The organism is Chryseobacterium sp. BGA-UO-ETr-SB22 (genome assembly GCF_059567885.1).
Window position 1 is genome coordinate 286,524 of the sequence record NZ_JCAQOV010000004.1, and the last position, 20,088, is coordinate 306,611.

Here is a 20,088-nt window from a genome sequence, read left to right on the forward strand (position 1 = left end):
TAAAGTTTTCTTAAATGAGCCAACTCTTCTATCTGAAAGAATGTTCTTCTACTAATGACGAAATATCAAAGTTTTTACTTTATAAAAATTCAGATTTTATTGGACTGCATACTTTTAATCAAATTAAAGGGCGTGGTCAGTATGGAAATGTCTGGACTCAAACTGCCGGAAAAAACCTGGCTTATACGCTGGCAGTAAATACTCAGAACATCCTGTGCTCTGACTTTATACTCAATTATTATACCGCAATGGTTATCCGGGATTTCCTTGCCAAATTGTCTGAATCTGAGGTAAAAATCAAATGGCCGAATGATATTATCCTTAAAGGTAAAAAAATCGTTGGAATTTTAATAGAAAAGAAAAAAATTAATCAAAATAATTATTTCATCATAGGAGCAGGAATCAATATTCTTCAGGACAAATTTGATGAAATATCTAATGCAGGATCACTTCTAACGCAAACAGGCCTTGTATTTGACCTTGAAAAAGTCTCATTTGATCTTCATGAATACTTGTCTGAAAAACTGAAAAACATTCCTAATGATCAGGAAATTCTGGATAGATTCAATGCAAACCTTTTCAGAAGGGATCAGATCTCTGTCTTTGAAATTGAAAAAGAGCGACAAAATGGCATTATCCGAAATGCAGACGAGAAGGGAGAACTTTGGATCGAACTGGAAGACGGAATGCATTCCTTTTATCACAAGGAAGTAAAACTGCTTTACTGATTGGCTCTTTTGATATAAAGATATAGGGTAAGCGGCAGAAACACCATATTAGGCAGCCACATAGCTACAGCGGGAGACAAACTTTTATTTTCCGAAACCACTTTCAAGGCTTCAAATGAGAACACGAAAACAAAGGCTAATGAGATCCCTATGGCAAGGTTAACACCCAACCCTCCTCTTTTCTTTTGTGAAGACAGGGAAAGCGCCAGAAATGTCAGAATAATGATAGAAGCAGGCATTGATGTTCTTTGATGAAGCTCATTCAGATAAGAGTTCAGATTACTGTTTCCTCTTGCCTTTTCTCTTTCAATAAATTTTAAAAGTTCTGGAGTGGTTTTATTTTGTCCCAAAAGCTCATTAGGGAAAAGTTCTTCCGGTGAATGCCCGTAGTTTTTCCTTAATTCTATCCCGTTACTCAGCTTTTCGGTATTGTCTTTATTGATTGTTTTTTCTAAATAATTATTTAAAACAAACTGTTTTTTTGCCTTATCCCAATAGACTTCACTAGCTTTTAGCTCGTAGATCATTTTTCTGTCTTTATCATATTTCTGATAGACAAAACTTGACCCTCTTTTTTCTCTTTTATTCCAGGAATCAACAAAGATATATTCTGTTTTGCTCAGCTGTGAAGAGGCTGGAGCTGTTCCTAAAATCTTTTCTTTATTGGCTGCGTTATAGGTATAAGCTTCCAGTTCATTTTTCTTGATATTAGCCCATGGCAGCACCATATGATAGACCACAAGGGCAATCAGACCAATAAAAATGGATGTATACAGATAAGGTTTTGAAAATCTGTGAAAACTTGCTCCACTACTGATAATGGCTACAATTTCAGTGTTATTTGCCATTCTGGAGGTAAAATAAATCACCGAAATAAATACAAGAATGGAAAGAAAGGTCACCACAAGATTAATAATCCAGAAGGGATAAAAATGTACAAGAAAGTACATCAGATCCAGCTTCGGATCAATGGCTTTGGCATTTTCTATCCTTGGAATCTTTTGCTGAACATCAATTACAAGTACGACTATAGACAATAATACCAACATGAAACTGAAGGTTCCCAGGTATTTTTTAATGATATATTTGTCTACAATTTTAAGCATAATCTCTTACAGTCTTTGTCTAAGAACCGGTACTACAGAATTTTTCCACTGGTAGAAATCACCTGCAATAATATGTTCTCTGGCTACTTTTACTAAATCAAGATAGAATGCAAGATTATGAATCGAAGCAATCTGTTTTGCCAGATATTCTTTAGATACAAACAGGTGGCGAAGATACGCTTTTGAATATTCACGATCTACAAAACTGGTTCCAAATTCATCCAAAGGCGAAAAGTCACGCTTCCATTTTTCATTTTTAAGATTCATCACCCCCTGCCATGTGAAAAGCATTGCATTTCTTGCATTTCTTGTTGGCATTACACAATCCATCATATCAATTCCCAGTCCGATAGATTCCAGAATATTCCATGGAGTTCCTACTCCCATCAGGTATCTTGGTTTTTCTTTTGGAAGAATATCTGTCACTTCATCTGTGATTCTGTACATTTCCTCTTCAGGCTCTCCAACAGAAAGTCCACCGATGGCATTTCCTTCGGCTCCCGATTCAGAAATTACTTCTGCAGAAATTTTTCTAAGGTCAGAATAGGTAGATCCCTGAACAATTGGGAAAAGTCTTTGCTTGTACCCATATAATTCAGGATTATCATTAGTCCATTCAATACATCTTTTCAGCCAACGGTGTGTAAGCTCCATAGATGATTTTGCCTGGTTATATTCACAAGGGTAAGGAGTACACTCATCAAAAGCCATGAAAATATCGGCTCCGATCTGTCTTTGAATTTCCATTGATCTTTCCGGAGAAAACATATGATAGCTTCCGTCGATATGAGATTTGAATCTCGCTCCTTCTTCTGTCATTTTTCTGTTACTCGCCAATGAAAAAACCTGAAAACCTCCTGAATCGGTAAGAATAGGAAGATCCCAGTTCATGAATTTATGTAGTCCACCTGCATCCTGCATCGTCTCCATTCCCGGACGAAGGTAAAGGTGGTAAGTATTTCCCAGAATAATCTGAGCTTTAATGTCTTCTTTTAATTCTCTCTGATGAACTGTTTTTACACTTGCAACAGTTCCCACAGGCATAAATATAGGAGTTTGAATCTTCCCGTGATCTGTGGTAATTTCCCCTGCTCTTGCTTTTCCTTCAGAGGTTTTTTCAATATTAAAAAATTTCATCTCTCTACTTTTTTAATTCACCTTATTATCAGTGATTTCTTATAGGTTAGAAACTCTGGTGATGTTTTTACCTTACCAAAGGTATTACAGCTCCATTTTGCTTCAGTTTATCCTTTATATATTTATCTGCTTTGGGATCTTTTTTAACCAGTATTTCCTGTGCATCATTGGTGATCCCATCCATTTGTTCTTTGATCACATAGTATTTGAAGCTTTCTACAAAGTCATCAGATTTTACTTTATGTGATTTCAGGACAGCCCTTGTACCGGCTTCCATATTTTTATCAGGATACACATAGATAGCCTGATCGTTGATCGCAAGATCTGCAATGATTTCTGCCATCACATCTTTATCGATCAGATTTTTGGGCTTATCAATATAATCGCTGCACGAAAACAGGCCCAGCAAAACGAAAATAAAGATTAGCTTTTTCATCAGTTTATTTTTATATTTTTTAATGGTCTGATGGAACTCTGCATATACATATTCCTCTATGTGAGAAGAATTGCCTATACATTGTTTCACAGTCTATTGATGATTGATTTCCACTTTAAGTTTAACACTCCAAAAACTGCTTCATGAATAATTCCGCCGTTCATTTTGCTTTCTCCTAAAATTCTATTGGTAAATATAATAGGAACTTCTACAATTCTAAAGCCTTTTTTAAATGCTCTGAATTTCATTTCTATCTGAAACCCGTAACCTTTCAGTCTCACGTTATCCAATCCTATTTCTTCCAATACTTTTTTTGAAAAACAGACAAATCCTGCGGTAGTATCATGAATAGGAAGACCTAATACGAACCTTACGTATTTTGATGCAAAGTAAGAAAGTAACACTCTTCCCATAGGCCAGTTGACCACATTTACTCCTTTCGAGTAACGGGACCCGATGGCCATATCTGCATTTATACATGCTTCAAAAAGTTTCGGCAGGTCGTTAGGATTATGGGAAAAATCGGCATCCATTTCAAAAATATAATCGTATTTATTTTCGATAGCCCATTTAAAACCATGAATATATGCCTTTCCCAACCCGTCTTTTATGTGTCTTATTGACAGATGTAAATAATGGGGGTGTTTCTTCTGCAATTCTTTTACAACCTCTGCTGTTCCATCCGGAGAAGTATCATCCACTACTAAGATATGAAAGTCATCCTCCAATGCAAAAACTGCGGAAATAATATTTTCAATATTTTCCTTTTCGTTGTATGTGGGGATAATGACGAGTTTTTTCATTTCAGTTTGCAAAGATAGTTTATTTAACCTTTTTATTTTATACAAAATAATCTATAATTTTGCAAAAATATTTCTCAGGGATTGGGCGGATGAAACAGAAACTTTTATTTAAAAGATCTGAACAACACGTAAAATCGATGAGAGCAAATATTTTAACTACGGATAGATAATCAGGTGATAGGAAAATCTGTGCCGGATTGTGCTATAGGAAGTTAAATAATAAATAATAAAAACTTAAATTTTGCCATCATCACAACACTTCATCAATCATGTAAGAATACCTGAGAACAATGACTGGGTAATCTTTATCCTCGTGGGCTGTATATTTTTATATGTTTTTATGATGAACGTCATAGAAAGAGATGCCAGTCTCAAAGATTTTCTGCTTCAAAAGTATTTTGATGCCAGTAACAACCTTCCCAGCTGGATCATCACCTCATGTGTGACTACCCTCACCTTATCTGTTTTGATTTCGCAATACATTCCTATTGTACCAAAATTTATTGCCGATCTTCAGCTTTTTGGATATCAGCTTAATAAATTCGGGTATACTTTGCTGGCTGTATTGTTTTTTTATTTAATAAAATCAACATTCGGGTTTTTATTTTATCAAAGTATAGGAGACGGAAAAAAATGGACTATTTTTTATTTTACCTCTACAAAATTTTATTTCATTCTTACATTTTTGCTAATAATTCTTTGTGTAGCCCACTATTACTTCCCTATAGACAGAAATAAAATGTTTTTGTATTATCTGTCTTTCTTTTCTTTTGTATTCATTTTCAAAGTCTTTTTCTACTTATTTCACAAGAACAAGATTCTTCCTGAAAAATGGTATTATAAATTTTTGTATATTTGCACCCTCCAAATCGCACCATTATTATTGCTTTGGAAGTTGTTATTTTTTTAATAAATGTCAATGATGAGAATAAAGTCTATATTGGTTTCTCAACCAGCGCCTAGTGAGTCTTCTCCATATTTGGATATAGCGAAGAAGGAAAAAATAAAGATTGATTTCCGTCCATTTATCCACGTCGAAGGGGTTGACAATAAAGAGCTCAGAACACAGAAGATAGATCTGACGCAGTATACCGGTATTATATTTACCAGTAAAAATGCGATTGACCATTACTTCAGACTTGCGGAAGAACTTCGTTTTGCCGTTCCGGATACAATGAGATATATCTGCCAGTCGGAAGCAATTGCCAACTATCTTCAAAAGCATATTGTATACAGAAAAAGAAAAATCAGCTTTGGGGAGAAAAACTTCTCAGATCTGCTTCCTCTTTTCAAAAAATTCCCAACTGAAAAATATCTGCTGCCATCTTCAGATGTTCTAAGTTCGGATACTGTAAAAACCATGGATGCCTCTAATGTAGACTGGACAAGAGCAATCATGTATCGTACTGTATGCAGTGACCTTACTGATATCACTGTCAAAGATTACGACATGTTGATATTCTTCAGCCCACAAGGAATCAAATCACTACAACAAAATTTCCCTGACTTCAAGCAGGATGAAACCAAGATTGGTGTTTTTGGAAACACGACTTTGGCTGCTGCAGAAGAAGCTGGATTAAAAGTAGATTTAATGGCACCTACGAAGGAAACTCCTTCCATGACAATGGCCCTTGAAAAGTATATTAAAGCACTTCATAAGTAGTCTTTAATTATAAAAATACCATCAACCATCTTTTCAATAAAGGAAAGATGGTTTTTTTTTACCTAAATTTGAACGAAAATTAACATTGGATGAGACGTCTGCATAAAAAGTTGCTTTCTTTCAGAAGAAAAGTATAAAGACGAGCTCTGCTCAATAAAAAATCAAAATATCCGGATGAAAGCTCCACAGGCAAAAAAATTAGAAAAAATATTAGAAACCCACGGCGATAGAAGGATCGATAATTACTTTTGGCTGAATGAAAGGGAAAACCCTGAAGTCACCCAATATATTGAGGAAGAAAATGCCTACGAAGAATTCATCATGAAAGATACAGAAGCTCTTCAGGAAGAACTTTTTGAAGAGATGAAAGCGCGTTATAAGAAGGACGATGAATCTCTACCTTATATCTTTAATGAATACTGGTATATTGTACGCTATGAAGAAGGTAAGGAATATCCTATTTTCTGCAGAAAGTACAAAAGTCTTGACAATGAAGAGGAAATCGTCCTTGACGTTAATATTCTGGCGGAAGGCAAAGAATTTTTTGAAGTAGGAAGTCTAGCGGTAAGCCCTAGTAATGAATTAGCTTCTTTTTCTTCAGATGATGTAGGAAGAAGAATCTATACGCTTAATTTTAAAAATTTAAAAACCGGAGAAATTCTGCCGGACACTATTCCTAATACAACAGGAAAAGCAGTTTGGGCAAATGATAACCAGCATGTCTTCTATATCAGAAAAGATAAAAGCCTGCGTGCTTTCCAGGTATACAGACATAAGCTGGGAACAGATTCTTCCGAAGATATTCTGATTTTCCACGAACAGGATGAAACTTTTGATGTCAATGTATTTAAAACTAAATCCTTACAATATATTTTCATTGCGAGTTCAAGTACTATTTCTGATGAACACCGCTTCATCCCTTCTGACAACGTATTTGCAGAATGGAAAATAATACAGCCAAGAATAGATGATCTTGAATATTCAGTAGAGCATTATGAAGATGAATTTTACATCATTACCAATGCTGATGATGCCATCAACTTCAAAATTGTAAAAGCAAAGATTGACAACTGCAGTATGGAAAACTGGGTAGATGTTATCTCTCACCGTGCTGAAGTTTTGTTGGAGGGCTTTGAAATTTTCAAAGATTATCTGGTTCTTGAGGAAAGAGAAAGAGGTTTGCTTCAGATCAAAATTATTGATGAGAAGACGCAAGAATCTTATTATTTACCTTTCTCTGATCCAACATATACAGCTTATATTGGAATCAACCTTGAATTTGACACTGAGATTCTTCGTTATGGTTACACGTCTCTTACACAGCCGAGTTCCACTTACGAATATAACATGAAAGACAAAACCACTAAGCTCCTGAAACAACAGGAAGTATTGGGTGGGAAATATTTCCATGAAAATTATATTTCAGAAAGAATATGGGCAGACTCCAGAGATGGGGAGACAAAAGTGCCTATTTCTTTAGTATATCATAAAGACACCAAAAAATCAGCTGACACTCCACTTCTTCTGTATGGATATGGAAGTTATGGGCATACCGTTGATGCCAGCTTTTCAAATGTAAGATTATCTATTCTGGACAGAGGCTTTATTTATGCTATTGCTCACATCCGTGGTGGAGAATACCTGGGAAGAGAATGGTATGAAGACGGAAAAATGCTATTCAAGAAAAATACATTCTTTGATTTTATTGATGCTGGAAAGTATTTAATCAAAGAAAATTATACGTCATCGAGACATATGTATGCGATGGGTGGAAGTGCTGGAGGTCTGTTGGTAGGTGCTGTGGTCAATTATGAACCCCAGTTATTTAACGGAATTGTAGCACAGGTCCCTTTCGTAGATGTAGTTTCTACCATGCTGGATGATACGATTCCTTTGACTACCGGAGAGTATGATGAGTGGGGAAATCCTAATGATGAAGAATACTACCATTATATGAAAGACTATTCTCCTTATGACAATGTAGAAGCTAAAGATTATCCACATATGCTGATCACTACAGGATTCCATGATTCACAGGTGCAGTATTGGGAACCTGCAAAATGGACGGCAAAACTTAGAGAATTAAAAACAGACGATAATATTTTAGTCTTTAAAACTGACATGAGCTCCGGACATGGAGGAGCAAGCGGAAGGTTTGAATCTCTAAAAGAAGACGCATTAGAATATGCCTTTTTATTAAAGATTGATAAAAAATAGTTTTATTCTTTTCTTCACTAATTTTCAAATACAGCGTATATGTTATTATTAGTTTTTATTTCAATCGCTATCATCTATTACCTGATCCAAAAACAGAAAATTACCAGGATGGAAAAGAGAGAAGACTTTAAAACCAAACAAGAAGAAAAAATACAGGATCTGCTGAAAAAAGCAAGAGAAGAAGATATTAAAAATAAAGAAAGTAACAATTTATAAAAGACACTGTCATGATAAAATGGCAGTTATAATCATATGAACGAGTCCGAATATTGGAAAAAAATAGAACAGTTCTTTGAAGACAATTTCCAGACTGAAAAGAACCCGCCCATTGAAACCCTTTTATTTCTGATTGGGTTGCAGGAGCTGGGAAGCGGCCAGCAAAAATACACTAAGGAAGACAAAGTAAACCTGATTCATATTGCAGTCTGCAGACTGCTTGAGCCGTTTGGATATTATAAATTCACACACTATGAAGATGGATGGCCACAGTTTGATAAGCTGGAAGGACTTCCGGAATTAAAGCCCAACGAGCAAACTTTGCTTATGAAAAAGGCTATTATTCAATACTTTCAGGAAGAAGAATTGATTTAATAAAAAAACAGGATGTTTAAATGAGCATCCTGTTTTTTTATTATAAAATGAATACGCAACATCATTTTTCACTTCAAATTTTTCCGATGCTCAATTTTTATGAGCTGATCAATTCTTCCAATTGGGTCAGTCCCATTGTAAATCCTTCTTCAAATCCCATATCCATAATCTTCTTCATAATTTCCTCGGAATGGTAATGAATATTGATCGTGACCTTGGTTCCCTCTTCTACTCCTGTAAAGCCGATCAGCCATTTTGACCTTGGAAAATCTTCATTGATATTTCCTTTTTCATCACAAAAAGCACTCATCCAGTCCAGACTTCTGTGCTCCGTAATTTCGCCATATTGAGACTGAGCATACATAGGACCTCTTTCACCGTTTGGCCCTACCATCGCATACATCCAGATTCCTCCTTCTCTGAAGTCCTGGCTTACTGTTTCGCATTTCCAGGGTTTAGGCCCCCACCACTGATCCAATAATTCAGATTGGGTAAAGTGATCCCATACTTTTGAAACATCAGCCTTGTAAATCTTCATGACATATGTACTTGCCGCATCAAAATCTTTGTTGAAAATGATATTAGATTCCATATATTTTTATTTTTAATAAAGTTAGCACTTTATTTATTGAAAGGGACTTTTCATATGACAAGTAAAAGATAATTCATAAATAATTGTTAAAAAACAGTCTTTTAAGAAAAAAAAAACAATTATTTGGCTCGTTTTTTGTTTATGTAGTCTTAAAACAATTAATTTTAACATTCATTTTTCCAAAACATATATAATTAAATAATGAATAACAAATTCATCCCAATAATTTCAGTGTTTATGACGATCTCACTGATTGTCTTTGTGACGCTCCAATTTTATTGGTTGAAAGGCTATTACGGCGTACTGGAACAGGATTTTTCAAATAAAGTATATGCAGTTTTGGAAAGTACTTCAAAAAGTATTGAAGAGATTGAAGCCGATAAATACCTGAATGAGGATTATAAAGATTTCAGAAAAAATATTCTTGCCAACAGCAAACAGCCGTCTTTAACTACTATTCAACAGGTAGAAGACTCCGGTACTCAGAGACAGATTATTTACTCTAAAAATATTATTGAAAAAACTCAGCTGCCGATTTCTCAAAAAGGAGATTCTATCAAGCTGACAACCTTATATACAGACGAAGCAGCCTATAAAATAAAAAGAGATACCACCAACCGTGAACTTCTTACCACAGATATCAATCAGGAGATTGAGACTGGAGATTACTCCATGAAAGAATTTGTGAAAGTATATGGAAACAATCTTCCTATCACCAAAAGAGTGGATCCGAAAACGCTTGACTCCGTGATCGCTAAAGAACTTAAAATCAGAGGAATATCTGCTAAGTTCGGATATGGAGTTCTAGACCGCAACAACAAGCTTACAAGCATTGTGAATAAAGCTTATAAGGAGAAAAAAGACAGTAATATCTACAGCTTTCCTCTTTTTGCAGACAAAAAAAACACATTGTACAGCCTCGCATTGGTTTTCCCTAAAAAAGAATACTCACTGGCGATGAACAACTGGCCAATGCTTTTAGGAACATTTCTTTCTCTTCTTACCATTCTTGGAATTTATATTATTTCCATCAATTATATGATGAGACAGAAAAAGCTTGCTGAAGTAAAAACAGACTTCATCAACAATATGTCTCATGAGTTCAAAACACCATTGGCAACCATTTCTGTAGCAACGGATTCTTTGGCGAATGATAAAATTGCCACCAATCCGGATAAGGTAAAATATTACTCAGAATTGATCAAGCAGGAGAACTTAAGGATGAAAAAGCAGGTAGAAAACGTGCTTAATATGTCTAAACTTGAAAGAAATGAAGTAGAATTGTTTTTAAGAGAAACCAACGTAAGGGAATTGATCAAAAGAACTACAGAATCTTTCAATCTGATTGTACAACAAAGAAACGGATCTCTTACCCAGAAATTTAATGCCACCCATTATAATTTTAAAATAGACGAATTCCACATCTCGAATATGCTGGTCAACTTACTGGATAATGCGAATAAATATTCTCCTGAAGCACCGGAAATACATGTGGAAACAAGAAATGAAGGACACTGGTATATCATTGAGATTTCCGATAAAGGAATGGGAATGGATACTCAGAATAAAACCAAAATTTTCGAAAAATTCTTCAGGGAAGAAACCGGAAATATTCACAACGTAAAAGGACAGGGATTAGGCCTTTCCTATGTGAAAAAAATTGTAGAACTGCACAAAGGGCTGATTATCGTAGACTCCCATAAAGGAAATGGAAGTACGTTCACGATAAAACTGCCAATGGGCTAGAAAAGAATATCAATGATCGATGATAAGCCATAAATGATCAAAGGACGATTTCAAAATCAACGATCATTTATCATTCATCAATTATAAAGTTTAAACCAAATATCAAAATATAGAAGATAGAGTGAGGAAGTTCATTCTTAATTGTTAATTATTAATTATTAAAAAGTTATGAGCAACAGAATATTATTAGTAGAGGACGATCAGAGTTTCGGGGCGGTGCTTAAAGATTATTTGACGATCAATAATTTTGAAGTAACGCTAGCCACTGATGGGGAGCAGGGACTTAAAGAATTTACAGAAAATGAATTCGACATCTGCATATTTGACGTAATGATGCCTAAAAAAGATGGATTTTCATTAGCTGAAGATGTAAAAAAGATTGATAAAAATACACCGATCATATTCCTTACAGCAAGAAATATGAGAGAAGATATTTTGAAAGGATACCAGTTGGGAGCTGATGATTATATCACAAAACCTTTCGATACTGAGCTTCTTTTATACAAAATAAAGGCTATTTTACAGAGAAGTTCTACATTGGAAAATGAAGAACAGGAGCAGTTTAAAATCAGCAATATTTTCTTTGACTCTATGCTGAGACAACTGAAAGTAGGTGATAAAGAATATAAACTTTCTCCTAAAGAAAATGAATTATTGAAACTTCTTTGCATTCACAGAAACGATTTCATGCCTAGAGATCTTGCGTTGAGAAAGATCTGGAAAAAGGAAAATTACTTTACAGCAAGAAGTATGGACGTGTATATCGCAAAGCTTCGTAAGTTATTAAAAGACGACGAAGGATTGGAAATCATCAACGTTCACGGAGAAGGATTTAGACTTTTGGTAAAAAATTAATCCAAAAATCTTATTATAAATATAAAATTAGCAAAACAATTGAAAATGTTTTGCTAATTTTGTTTCATACCCATGGATATGAAGAATACATTTATAGGTTTGATCGCCGTATCACTATTAGTTGCATCTTGTAAAAAGGATGAAAAAGCCACTTATTTAAAAGAAGAAGCCAATGCCGGACAACCCAGCGTAGCCCTTAATACAACCTCAAAAACAACACTCATGGATCAGTCTGGCATTCAATCTGCCTCTACTCCTGCTCCAATGGCAACTGCCCCAGGGATGAATCCTCCACACGGACAACCTGGCCATAGATGTGACATTCCGGTAGGACAACCTCTGAACAGTAAGCCTGCAGCCGCAGCTCCTGCCACACAAAATATAAATACAGCCGGAAATAATATTGTTCAGATTGATCCTAATGCAGTAGCACCAGGAAAAATCACCCTTGATAATAACGGGAAGCAGGCAAAAACTGCTCCGGGGATGAATCCTCCACACGGACAGCCCGGGCACCGATGTGACATTCCTGTAGGGCAGCCATTAAACAGCAAACCTGCACCAGCTCCTCAACCAGCTCAAAATGTAGTACAGACTACCCCTGCCCCAGCACCTGCTGCACAGAATCTGGCAATGGGAGAAAAACCTAAGTTAAACCCGGCACACGGAGAACCTTGGCACAGCTGTTCTCTAAAAGTTGGTGATCCTTTGCCATAAATTTCTTATTTTTGCAGATATGAAGCTGTTTCATCTACTTGCAATTGTACTTTGCCTGGGAGTTTTTTTAATTCCCAAGGACAATTTCTATGCGCAGGCAATGCAGGAAACATGCTGTAAAGCAGAATCTTCGAAAAAAAGTGACTGCTGCAAAAACCATTCTTCAAAAAAAGACAGTAAGCATGACAAAACAAAATCATGTACTGATGACTGCTGCTCATCATGTGTTGCCTGCTACACTTTTATTGAAACTCCTTTTTCAAAAAATCTACGTTTGGAACTGTCTTATTACAAAGCAAATAAGAATGCTCAGTTCCGATATTCAGATCCTTATCTTTCAGACCGTTTAAAGGAAATCTGGCAGCCGCCTAAGATAGGTTAATTAAAACACCGCGGGTTCATTATATTATGTAATGGACTGTTTTTTAATTAATTTAAACTTTAAACAAAATGAAATTACATATTTCCAGGTTTATACTTGGTGCATTATTCCTATTTACACAATTTATATCTGCTCAAACACTTTCAAAAAATCAGTTCAAGGTAAAAGGGAACTGCGAAATGTGCAAAACAAGAATTGAAAGTGCTGCCAAAAAAGCAGGGGCAAAAACAGCAGTTTACTCTGTTGATCTTCAAACCTTAACTTTAGAAACTGACAAGGTATCTACCGATGATATTCTGCAGAAAGTGGCTGAAGCTGGCCATGATAACGAGAAATTCAAGGCTTCGGATGCTGTTTACAATAGCCTTCCGGGATGTTGTCTGTATAATAGAGATTTGCAGCCATCCCAGGCGGAAACTCATCACGAACACCATACAAATGCTAATGTTTCTGATAAAAAAGAAAATGAATTCTATGTAAGAGGAAACTGTGCTTCTTGTAAAGCAAGAATTGAAAAGGCATCAAAAAGTGCAGGTGCAGATGCCGCAGAATGGAATGCAGAAAAGCAAACTGTTATTTTAAATTTTGATCCTTCAAAAACTTCAGCAGATAAGATCTTAAAAGCGATTGCCGATGCAGGTCATGATAATGAAAAATACAAGACTTCGGATGCAACGTATAATGGACTTCCGGGATGCTGCCTGTATGACAGAGATTTTACTTTTGGTGAAGCTAATCCAAAGGTACATTACGAAGAAGAAGCAAAGCAGGGAGATCATAAAGACCACGAGACTTCACCAGCTAAAGAAGACCATTCCCAACATGAAAAAAACATTGATGGTGTAGTGGTAACAGGTTCTAAAGCAGCAACTGCTTTAAGTAAAAAAGAAGCCGGGCTTGTTTTTAATATTGATAAAAAAGAACTTTTAAAGGCAGCTTGTTGTAATCTGTCAGAAAGTTTTGAAACCAATGCAACGGTTGATGTTTCTTTCAGCAACGCTGTTACAGGAACAAAACAGTTGAAAATGCTTGGTCTGGATCAGAAATATACCAGCTTAACGAAAGAACAGTTACCCGAAATCAGAGGTTTAGCTTCTGCCTATGGATTAAATTTTATTCCGGGAAGATGGATTGAAAGCATCCAGCTTACTAAGGGAGGAAGCACTGTGACGAATGGTTACGAAAGTATTACAGGACAGATTAACACTGAGCTTTTGAAAAATGCAAAAACTCCGGAAACTTCACTGAACCTTTTTTCTGACTTCAACGGAAGAGCGGAAGTCAATATTACCAATGTCTCTCCTATCAACGATAAATGGTCTCAGACTTTCCTTCTTCACGGAAACGGAACTTTCGGGAATACGGATATGAATGATGACGGTTTTCTGGACAGACCGAAAGGAACTCAGATCAATGCTGCCTATTTATTGAATTATAATGATCTGGAAAAATCAGGATTCGGATCTCACTTCGGAATTAATTTTATCCGAGATGAAAGAACGGCAGGACAAGTTGGTTTTGATAAGAAACTGGCTCAGGACAAACAGCCGTTTTATGGGGTAGGAATTGATATTTCAAGATTTCAGGTTTGGAATAAAACCGGGTATGTCTTTAAAGGAAAACCTTACCAAAGCATCGGGTGGATGAACCAGTATGTGTATCACCAGCAGGATAGTTTTTTCGGACTGAGAAATTATGCAGGACAGCAGCACACGTATTATTCCAATTTAATCTTTGAAAGCATTATTGGAAATACCAACCATAAGTATAAAGCCGGGGCAAGTTTCTTATATGATGGTTATAAGGAAACGTATTTATTGAACGACCTGAAAAGAAATGAAATTGTACCGGGAATTTTTGCTGAATATACTTTAACAGGGTTAAAATATACATTAGTAGCAGGAACCAGAGTAGACTTTCACAATCTGGCAGGAACTCAGTTTACACCAAGGTTAAATTTCAAGTATGATTTCACGCCTCAGACTATTGTAAGACTTTCTGCGGGAAGAGGATTCAGAACAGCGAATGTATTTGCGGAAAGCCAGCAATATTTTGCATCGAACAGAGCAATCAATATTTTATCTAACGGAGGAAATATTTACGGTTTAAAACCTGAAATCGCCTGGAACTATGGCGTAAGTTTACAACAGGAATTCAAATTATTCGGAAGAAAATCCAGCATCATCGCTGATTTCTTCAGAACAGATTTCCAGGATCAGGTGTTGGTGGATCTTGACAAATCTCCTCAGCAGCTTACGTTCTATAATCTGGAAGGAAAATCATTTGCAAACTCATTTCAGACTCAGTGGGATTTCACTCCTTTTAAAAACTTTGATGTAAGACTTGCTTATAAGTATTATGATGTACAGGCTGATTATATCGGAGGAAGAAGAGAAGTTCCTTTCATGGCGAAACACAGAGGATTTGTGAATTTAGCGTATGCTACCAATAAAAATAACAATGGAGGATTTTGGAGCTTTGATACCACTTTAAACTGGGTGGGAAAACAGAGACTTCCTGATACTTCAAGTAATCCGGCAGAGTTTCAATTACCAACATATTCGGAATCTTATGCGGTTCTAAATGCTCAGATCTCAAGAAATTTCAATAAAAAAATAAGAGCTTATGTAGGTGGAGAAAACCTGACTTCCTATTATCAGAAAAATGCGATTGTTGATTTTAAAAATCCTTTTGGGAATTATTTTGATGGAGGAATGGTATATGCCCCAATCATGAAGGCGAACTTCTATGTTGGACTGGATGTGACATTTTAAATCCCCTGAATAGAAGAAACATCTTAAGAAACAAAACTTTATAGGTTGCATAAACCTATAAAGTTCACATCAGATCTTTTTAAATAGTAGAAAACAGTATCAGATTGATACTGTTTTTTCATTTTTATTAAAAAAAATCATCATCAAATCAAAAAAATACTATATTTACACTTTCTTATATGTATGAACATACCTACTCACGATTTTACAATTGATCATAACAGCAAACTCCCTCTGCATGTACAGGTTGAGGACCTTTTCCGTAAACTTATCCAAATGGATGTTTATAAAAAAGGGGCTTTATTACCCAAAGAGGTTGATCTTGCCAATCTGTGGGGAGTGTCCAGAAATACGATCCGTCAGGCGACTAACAAGCTTGAAAACGAAGGGTTGATCCTCCGTAAAAAAGGGATCGGAACCCGTGTTGCTGAAAAGAAAAGTCTGGTAACAGGTCTGGATCATTGGTACAGTTTTACCAGAGAAATGCATGAAAAAGGAATCCATGTCATCAATCAGCTGCTGAAAACAACTATGGTACAGCCCAATGAAGAAATATGTAATTTCTTTCATTGTGCACCGGATAAAAAAATATTCAAACTTTCAAAGTTAAAAGGGGAAAGCTCGGGAGATCCTATCGTTTATTTTGAAAGCTATTTCCACCCAAGGATCGGGATTGATAAAAATGATGACTTCAATATGCCATTATATAGTATGCTGCAGGAGAATCATGGGGTAATCGTACATCGTTCCCGGGAAAACATAAGTGCCTGCCAGGCAGGTGCTGTAATAGGAAAAAAACTGAAAGTATCTGCTTCTTTTCCCGTATTGAAACGTGAACGTTTTGTATATGACATCAATGGTAAACCTGTAGAATATAATGTAGGGTATTACCGTTCTGATAAGTTTACGTATACCATAGATATTAATAAATCTCCGGGAAGTTAATTCTTTTTTAGCAACCAATATGTTCAAACATTCTAACATATAATTATAAAAACTAAGCTTATGTATAACAGGTATTTTCTTTTGCTTGTATCTTTCCTGATAAGCAATATTGCCTATGGTCAGAAAAAAGTGCCCTATTTTGGCAATGTAAAAGCCATTAACGGATACAACCGTGAAATAACAGGTGAAAACATTGATTATTTTTCTGCCTTTCCCGATCATGCAACCCGGGCACTTCTTACCCGTACTACGGATGGAGCCAAAACGATAGAATGGGAAACGGCTCCTGTACCACAAAAAAATACTGGACCTTATATATATTTTAACTGGTTGGTATCACATTCATCGGGAACCAGCGGAGGAAACCGAAATTTTGATCTGTACATCGATGATCAGAAGGCATTAACTCTCACTACCTACCCTGCCAATCAACGTCCGGATTGGATATCCAAAGCTGCTGACAGTACTGCTTTTGTCTTTCATCAAACTAAAGTGGATGGACTGAAGGATTCTTATGGAATTGCCTACTTACGTGTTCCGGTCAGTAAAATAACTCCAGGGAAACCTCTCCGTTTAAAACTGGTAGGACAAGCCCAGAACAGCAGGGACTGGTTTATGACTTATAAATTTACTTTTGAAGAAAAAATAGACGCCGCTTCTACTCCTTTTATCCTGAAAGATGGAAAGCGCCTGATCACTCTTACCACTTTACATTTTGGTCCGGATCAAAAGATAACAGCAACAATAAATGGTAAAGACATCCATTCTTTCACCATGCCAGATGGAATCAAGACATTTGATATCCCGGTTACCTTGTCGCCTGAAGGAGGAGCATTACAATTGGTTGTAACCTCAGGAAAAAAGGAGCTTCTTCGGAAAAATATTGAAGCTGGAAAAGTAGTTCCGCGCACGCTCTATTTTATCCATCATTCCCATACTGATGTAGGATATTCTCATCTACAGGCGGAGGTAGAAAGAATTCATACCCAAAATATCTATGACGCCATCAAAATGGTTGAAGAAACCAAAAACCTTCCGGAAGAAGCCCATTTCAAATGGAATGTGGAAGCTCTTTGGGATGTGGAAAATTTCATGAAAAATGCAACTGTCGAGGATAAAAAATCATTTGTAAAAGCAGTAAAAGAAGGAGGAATCGGTCTTTCTGCCATGTACGGAAATATTTTAACGGGGCTAAGCCAGCCGGAAGAACTCTTCCATTATACAGAGTATGCCCAAAAACTTGAAAAAGAATATGGCCTAAAAATCAACAGTGCGATGATGTCTGATGTACCGGGATTTGCCTGGGCATTGGTTCCGGCCTTAACTTCATCTGGAGTAAAATATTTTTCCAGCGGACCTAATTATTTAGGAAAAACGAATCCTTATCTGGGAGATCGTGTAGGAAATTTTGTAAAAAACTGGGGTGATAAACCTGTGTGGTGGCAATCTCCTTCCGGAAAAGAAAAAATATTATTCTGGACTGCTGGAAGAGGATATTCTTCATGGCATGGTGTACATCCGGGAGCTGTATTTGATACCGGGCAGAAAAAAATTGCAGAGTATCTGAATGATCTTACCCAAAACAATTATCCGTATGATATGGTACAATGGCGCTATAATATTGTAGCAGACAATGGCCCGATAGATCCTTCCGTTTCCAGATTTGTAGATGAATGGAATAAAAAATATACTTCGCCTAAGATCATCTTAAGCACGAATGAAAAAATGTTTGAAGTATTTGAAAAAAAATACGGTGATCAGATTCCGGTAGTAAAAGGTGATATCAGCCCTTATTGGGAAGACGGTGCCATGTCAACTGCGAAAGAAGAAGGCATCAACCGAAACAGCAGCCTGAAATTACAGCAGCTTACCACACTTTATGCTATGCTGAACCCTGCTCAATATAATCATCAGAGTTTTTATGAAGCCTGGAGAAATGTGATTCTGTTTCATGAGCATACATGGGGAGCTTTCAACAGTATTACCGCTCCTGATCTTCCATTTGTGGCAGATCAATGGAAAGTGAAAAGGCAGTTTTCTCTTGATGGAAATTCCCTTGCAGAGAAGCTAGAAAAAGAACTGTTGCAGCCTCTCACGGATCCTTCTTCCAAATCAATTGCTGTTTTCAACACCTCATCATGGATAAGAAGCGGTATGGTCACAATTCCGGAAACGGCTTTTGGGAACGCTGTTCAGGATATCTCTGGAAATAAAATTCCTCTTCAGAAATTACAGGACGGAACGATGGTATTTTTTGCTAAAGATATTCCTGCATTGGGATCTGCGATCTATACTGTCATTAAAAATAAAGCAACAACTCAAAACTCTTTCACCATTACGGATACCGGGATCTCCAATGGAAAAGTTTCTTTGACATGGGATCTTAAAACAGGAAGCATTACCCGATTTACTGATAACAATTCAACAAATTATGCAGGAAACTTCAATGATCAGGGGCTGAACAGTTATTGGTATGTACCGGGATCTGACCCGAAAGAAGCGGTATCAAATGCTGATGTAAAAGTAAAAGTATTGGAAAATGGTCCTGTGATCGCTAAAGTTTCAATTACATCAGAAGCTCCAGGAGTTAAAAAATTAGAAAGAATCATTACGCTGACAGCCGGAAGTGATGAAGTAGCGCTGGAGAATATTGTGGATAAAAAACCTGTCCGTACAAAAGAATCTGTACATTTTGGTTTTCCTTTCAATGCAGATTTTAAAAATATTACGATAGATGCTGGTTATGGAACGATGAAATATCTTAAAGATCAGCTTCCAGGCTCCAATATGGATTACTGGTACAGCCGCCGCTGGGTAGATGCATCTTCCGGACAAAAGGGAATGCAGTGGATGATGCTGGAAACGCCATTGATTGAAGCAGCAGAAATGATTGATGAAAGAATGACTATTGACAACAGCCACAAAAAATGGAAAGATCAGGGAACCCCCGGAACGACAAACTGGTTCAGCTATGCAATGAATAACTACTGGCATACCAATTATAAAGCAGATCAGGAAGGCCCTGTACATTATCATTATACGCTGCGCCCTCATGCTGCTTTTGATGCTGTAGAAAATGAAAAATCAGCAACAGCTTTTACACAGCCTCTTATCGCAATTCCTGTCAAAGATAAATCATCTGTTGCAAAAAGCCTTTTCCGTGTGAACAATGACAATATTGTTGTGACAAGTGTTACTCCACAAGAGGATAAGAGTTTCCTTATCAGACTTTACAACCCTTCTGAAAGTGAGCAGACAACTGCTTTCTTATGGGAACAAATGAAGCCTTCGAAGATTATTGAACTTAAAACCGGAAAAGTATTATCTCCTGACGAAAAGATTAGTTTATCCGGAATGGATGTGATAGAAATCAGAATAGTTCCTTAGTTTTTTGAT

General features: G+C 36.4%; 18 protein-coding genes. 13 read left to right on the forward strand and 5 right to left on the reverse strand.

Annotation, left to right across the window (positions count from 1 at the left end):
* The first annotated feature begins 14 nt into the window (after window positions 1–14).
* Complete coding sequence (locus AC57AW_RS05060) at window positions 15–728, forward strand: biotin--[acetyl-CoA-carboxylase] ligase (protein ID WP_496351043.1); 714 nt, start codon at window positions 15–17, stop codon at window positions 726–728.
* Here AC57AW_RS05060 and AC57AW_RS05065 read toward each other — a convergent pair.
* The 4 genes from AC57AW_RS05065 to AC57AW_RS05080 form a co-directional block, all read right to left on the reverse strand.
* Window positions 722–1,834: an LptF/LptG family permease gene (locus tag AC57AW_RS05065; RefSeq protein WP_318847394.1), complete on the reverse strand. Its 1,113-nt coding sequence runs from the start codon at window positions 1,832–1,834 to the stop codon at window positions 722–724. The genes AC57AW_RS05060 and AC57AW_RS05065 overlap by 7 nt on opposite strands.
* Window positions 1,835–1,840: 6 nt before the next feature.
* On the reverse strand, window positions 1,841–2,971 hold the full coding sequence (gene tgt, locus AC57AW_RS05070) for a tRNA guanosine(34) transglycosylase Tgt (protein ID WP_318847395.1): 1,131 nt from the start codon (window positions 2,969–2,971) through the stop codon (window positions 1,841–1,843).
* A 67-nt stretch (window positions 2,972–3,038) separates the two neighbouring features.
* Window positions 3,039–3,407 (reverse strand): DUF4296 domain-containing protein, encoded by a 369-nt coding sequence (locus tag AC57AW_RS05075; protein ID WP_496351044.1) that lies wholly within the window; start codon window positions 3,405–3,407, stop codon window positions 3,039–3,041.
* Window positions 3,408–3,493: 86 nt separating this feature from the next.
* Window positions 3,494–4,210 (reverse strand): polyprenol monophosphomannose synthase, encoded by a 717-nt coding sequence (locus AC57AW_RS05080; protein WP_496351045.1) that lies wholly within the window; start codon window positions 4,208–4,210, stop codon window positions 3,494–3,496.
* A gap of 241 nt (window positions 4,211–4,451) precedes the next feature.
* On the opposite strand from AC57AW_RS05080, the gene AC57AW_RS05085 reads away from it, so the two are divergent.
* The 5 genes from AC57AW_RS05085 (at window position 4,452) to AC57AW_RS05105 (ending at window position 8,681) form a co-directional block, all read left to right on the forward strand.
* Complete coding sequence (locus tag AC57AW_RS05085) at window positions 4,452–5,120, forward strand: DUF4271 domain-containing protein (protein ID WP_496351046.1); 669 nt, start codon at window positions 4,452–4,454, stop codon at window positions 5,118–5,120.
* 12 nt (window positions 5,121–5,132) lie between these two features.
* The gene (locus tag AC57AW_RS05090; RefSeq protein WP_318847801.1) at window positions 5,133–5,873 is read left to right on the forward strand and encodes a uroporphyrinogen-III synthase; all 741 of its coding nucleotides are present in this window, start codon (window positions 5,133–5,135) and stop codon (window positions 5,871–5,873) included.
* A gap of 174 nt (window positions 5,874–6,047) precedes the next feature.
* A complete protein-coding gene (locus AC57AW_RS05095) occupies window positions 6,048–8,090 on the forward strand; it encodes a S9 family peptidase (protein WP_496351047.1) in 2,043 nt (680 codons plus the stop codon).
* A 39-nt stretch (window positions 8,091–8,129) separates the two neighbouring features.
* Window positions 8,130–8,306, forward strand: a complete 177-nt coding sequence (locus tag AC57AW_RS05100) for a hypothetical protein (RefSeq protein ID WP_496351048.1) — start codon at window positions 8,130–8,132, stop codon at window positions 8,304–8,306.
* Between the two features lie 36 nt (window positions 8,307–8,342).
* A complete protein-coding gene (locus AC57AW_RS05105) occupies window positions 8,343–8,681 on the forward strand; it encodes a hypothetical protein (RefSeq protein WP_318847401.1) in 339 nt (112 codons plus the stop codon).
* 97 nt (window positions 8,682–8,778) lie between these two features.
* Here the strand turns inward: AC57AW_RS05105 and AC57AW_RS05110 are convergent, their stop codons facing one another.
* Entirely contained in the window at window positions 8,779–9,273 is a 495-nt protein-coding gene (locus AC57AW_RS05110) for an SRPBCC family protein (protein ID WP_318847402.1), read from the reverse strand.
* A 201-nt stretch (window positions 9,274–9,474) separates the two neighbouring features.
* Here AC57AW_RS05110 and AC57AW_RS05115 point away from each other — a divergent pair, with 201 nt between their 5' ends.
* From AC57AW_RS05115 to AC57AW_RS05145, 7 genes are all read left to right on the forward strand, one after another.
* Window positions 9,475–11,019 (forward strand): sensor histidine kinase, encoded by a 1,545-nt coding sequence (locus AC57AW_RS05115; protein ID WP_318847403.1) that lies wholly within the window; start codon window positions 9,475–9,477, stop codon window positions 11,017–11,019.
* Window positions 11,020–11,187: 168 nt separating this feature from the next.
* Complete coding sequence (locus tag AC57AW_RS05120; RefSeq protein ID WP_002982671.1) at window positions 11,188–11,874, forward strand: response regulator transcription factor; 687 nt, start codon at window positions 11,188–11,190, stop codon at window positions 11,872–11,874.
* 72 nt (window positions 11,875–11,946) lie between these two features.
* Window positions 11,947–12,591 (forward strand): hypothetical protein, encoded by a 645-nt coding sequence (locus AC57AW_RS05125; RefSeq protein WP_496351049.1) that lies wholly within the window; start codon window positions 11,947–11,949, stop codon window positions 12,589–12,591.
* A 19-nt stretch (window positions 12,592–12,610) separates the two neighbouring features.
* Window positions 12,611–12,973 carry a hypothetical protein gene (locus AC57AW_RS05130; RefSeq protein ID WP_496351050.1) on the forward strand — a complete coding sequence of 121 codons (363 nt, stop codon included), beginning with the start codon at window positions 12,611–12,613 and terminating at the stop codon, window positions 12,971–12,973.
* 68 nt (window positions 12,974–13,041) lie between these two features.
* Window positions 13,042–15,747 carry a TonB-dependent receptor domain-containing protein gene (locus tag AC57AW_RS05135; RefSeq protein ID WP_496351051.1) on the forward strand — a complete coding sequence of 902 codons (2,706 nt, stop codon included), beginning with the start codon at window positions 13,042–13,044 and terminating at the stop codon, window positions 15,745–15,747.
* A 183-nt stretch (window positions 15,748–15,930) separates the two neighbouring features.
* Window positions 15,931–16,692, forward strand: a complete 762-nt coding sequence (locus AC57AW_RS05140; protein WP_318847407.1) for a GntR family transcriptional regulator — start codon at window positions 15,931–15,933, stop codon at window positions 16,690–16,692.
* A gap of 60 nt (window positions 16,693–16,752) precedes the next feature.
* Window positions 16,753–20,079, forward strand: coding sequence for a glycoside hydrolase family 38 N-terminal domain-containing protein (locus tag AC57AW_RS05145; protein ID WP_496351052.1), 3,327 nt, complete (start codon window positions 16,753–16,755; stop codon window positions 20,077–20,079).
* Window positions 20,080–20,088 lie beyond the last annotated feature (9 nt).

Coding starts and splice junctions, on each gene's coding strand:
- AC57AW_RS05060 (WP_496351043.1), top strand. CDS start 15: ATGAGCCAACTCTTCTATCTGAAAGAATGTTCTTCTACTAATGACGAA.
- AC57AW_RS05065 (WP_318847394.1), bottom strand. CDS start 1,834: ATGCTTAAAATTGTAGACAAATATATCATTAAAAAATACCTGGGAACC.
- tgt (WP_318847395.1), bottom strand. CDS start 2,971: ATGAAATTTTTTAATATTGAAAAAACCTCTGAAGGAAAAGCAAGAGCA.
- AC57AW_RS05075 (WP_496351044.1), bottom strand. CDS start 3,407: ATGAAAAAGCTAATCTTTATTTTCGTTTTGCTGGGCCTGTTTTCGTGC.
- AC57AW_RS05080 (WP_496351045.1), bottom strand. CDS start 4,210: ATGAAAAAACTCGTCATTATCCCCACATACAACGAAAAGGAAAATATT.
- AC57AW_RS05090 (WP_318847801.1), top strand. CDS start 5,133: ATGAGAATAAAGTCTATATTGGTTTCTCAACCAGCGCCTAGTGAGTCT.
- AC57AW_RS05095 (WP_496351047.1), top strand. CDS start 6,048: ATGAAAGCTCCACAGGCAAAAAAATTAGAAAAAATATTAGAAACCCAC.
- AC57AW_RS05100 (WP_496351048.1), top strand. CDS start 8,130: ATGTTATTATTAGTTTTTATTTCAATCGCTATCATCTATTACCTGATC.
- AC57AW_RS05105 (WP_318847401.1), top strand. CDS start 8,343: ATGAACGAGTCCGAATATTGGAAAAAAATAGAACAGTTCTTTGAAGAC.
- AC57AW_RS05110 (WP_318847402.1), bottom strand. CDS start 9,273: ATGGAATCTAATATCATTTTCAACAAAGATTTTGATGCGGCAAGTACA.
- AC57AW_RS05115 (WP_318847403.1), top strand. CDS start 9,475: ATGAATAACAAATTCATCCCAATAATTTCAGTGTTTATGACGATCTCA.
- AC57AW_RS05120 (WP_002982671.1), top strand. CDS start 11,188: ATGAGCAACAGAATATTATTAGTAGAGGACGATCAGAGTTTCGGGGCG.
- AC57AW_RS05125 (WP_496351049.1), top strand. CDS start 11,947: ATGGATATGAAGAATACATTTATAGGTTTGATCGCCGTATCACTATTA.
- AC57AW_RS05130 (WP_496351050.1), top strand. CDS start 12,611: ATGAAGCTGTTTCATCTACTTGCAATTGTACTTTGCCTGGGAGTTTTT.
- AC57AW_RS05135 (WP_496351051.1), top strand. CDS start 13,042: ATGAAATTACATATTTCCAGGTTTATACTTGGTGCATTATTCCTATTT.
- AC57AW_RS05140 (WP_318847407.1), top strand. CDS start 15,931: ATGAACATACCTACTCACGATTTTACAATTGATCATAACAGCAAACTC.
- AC57AW_RS05145 (WP_496351052.1), top strand. CDS start 16,753: ATGTATAACAGGTATTTTCTTTTGCTTGTATCTTTCCTGATAAGCAAT.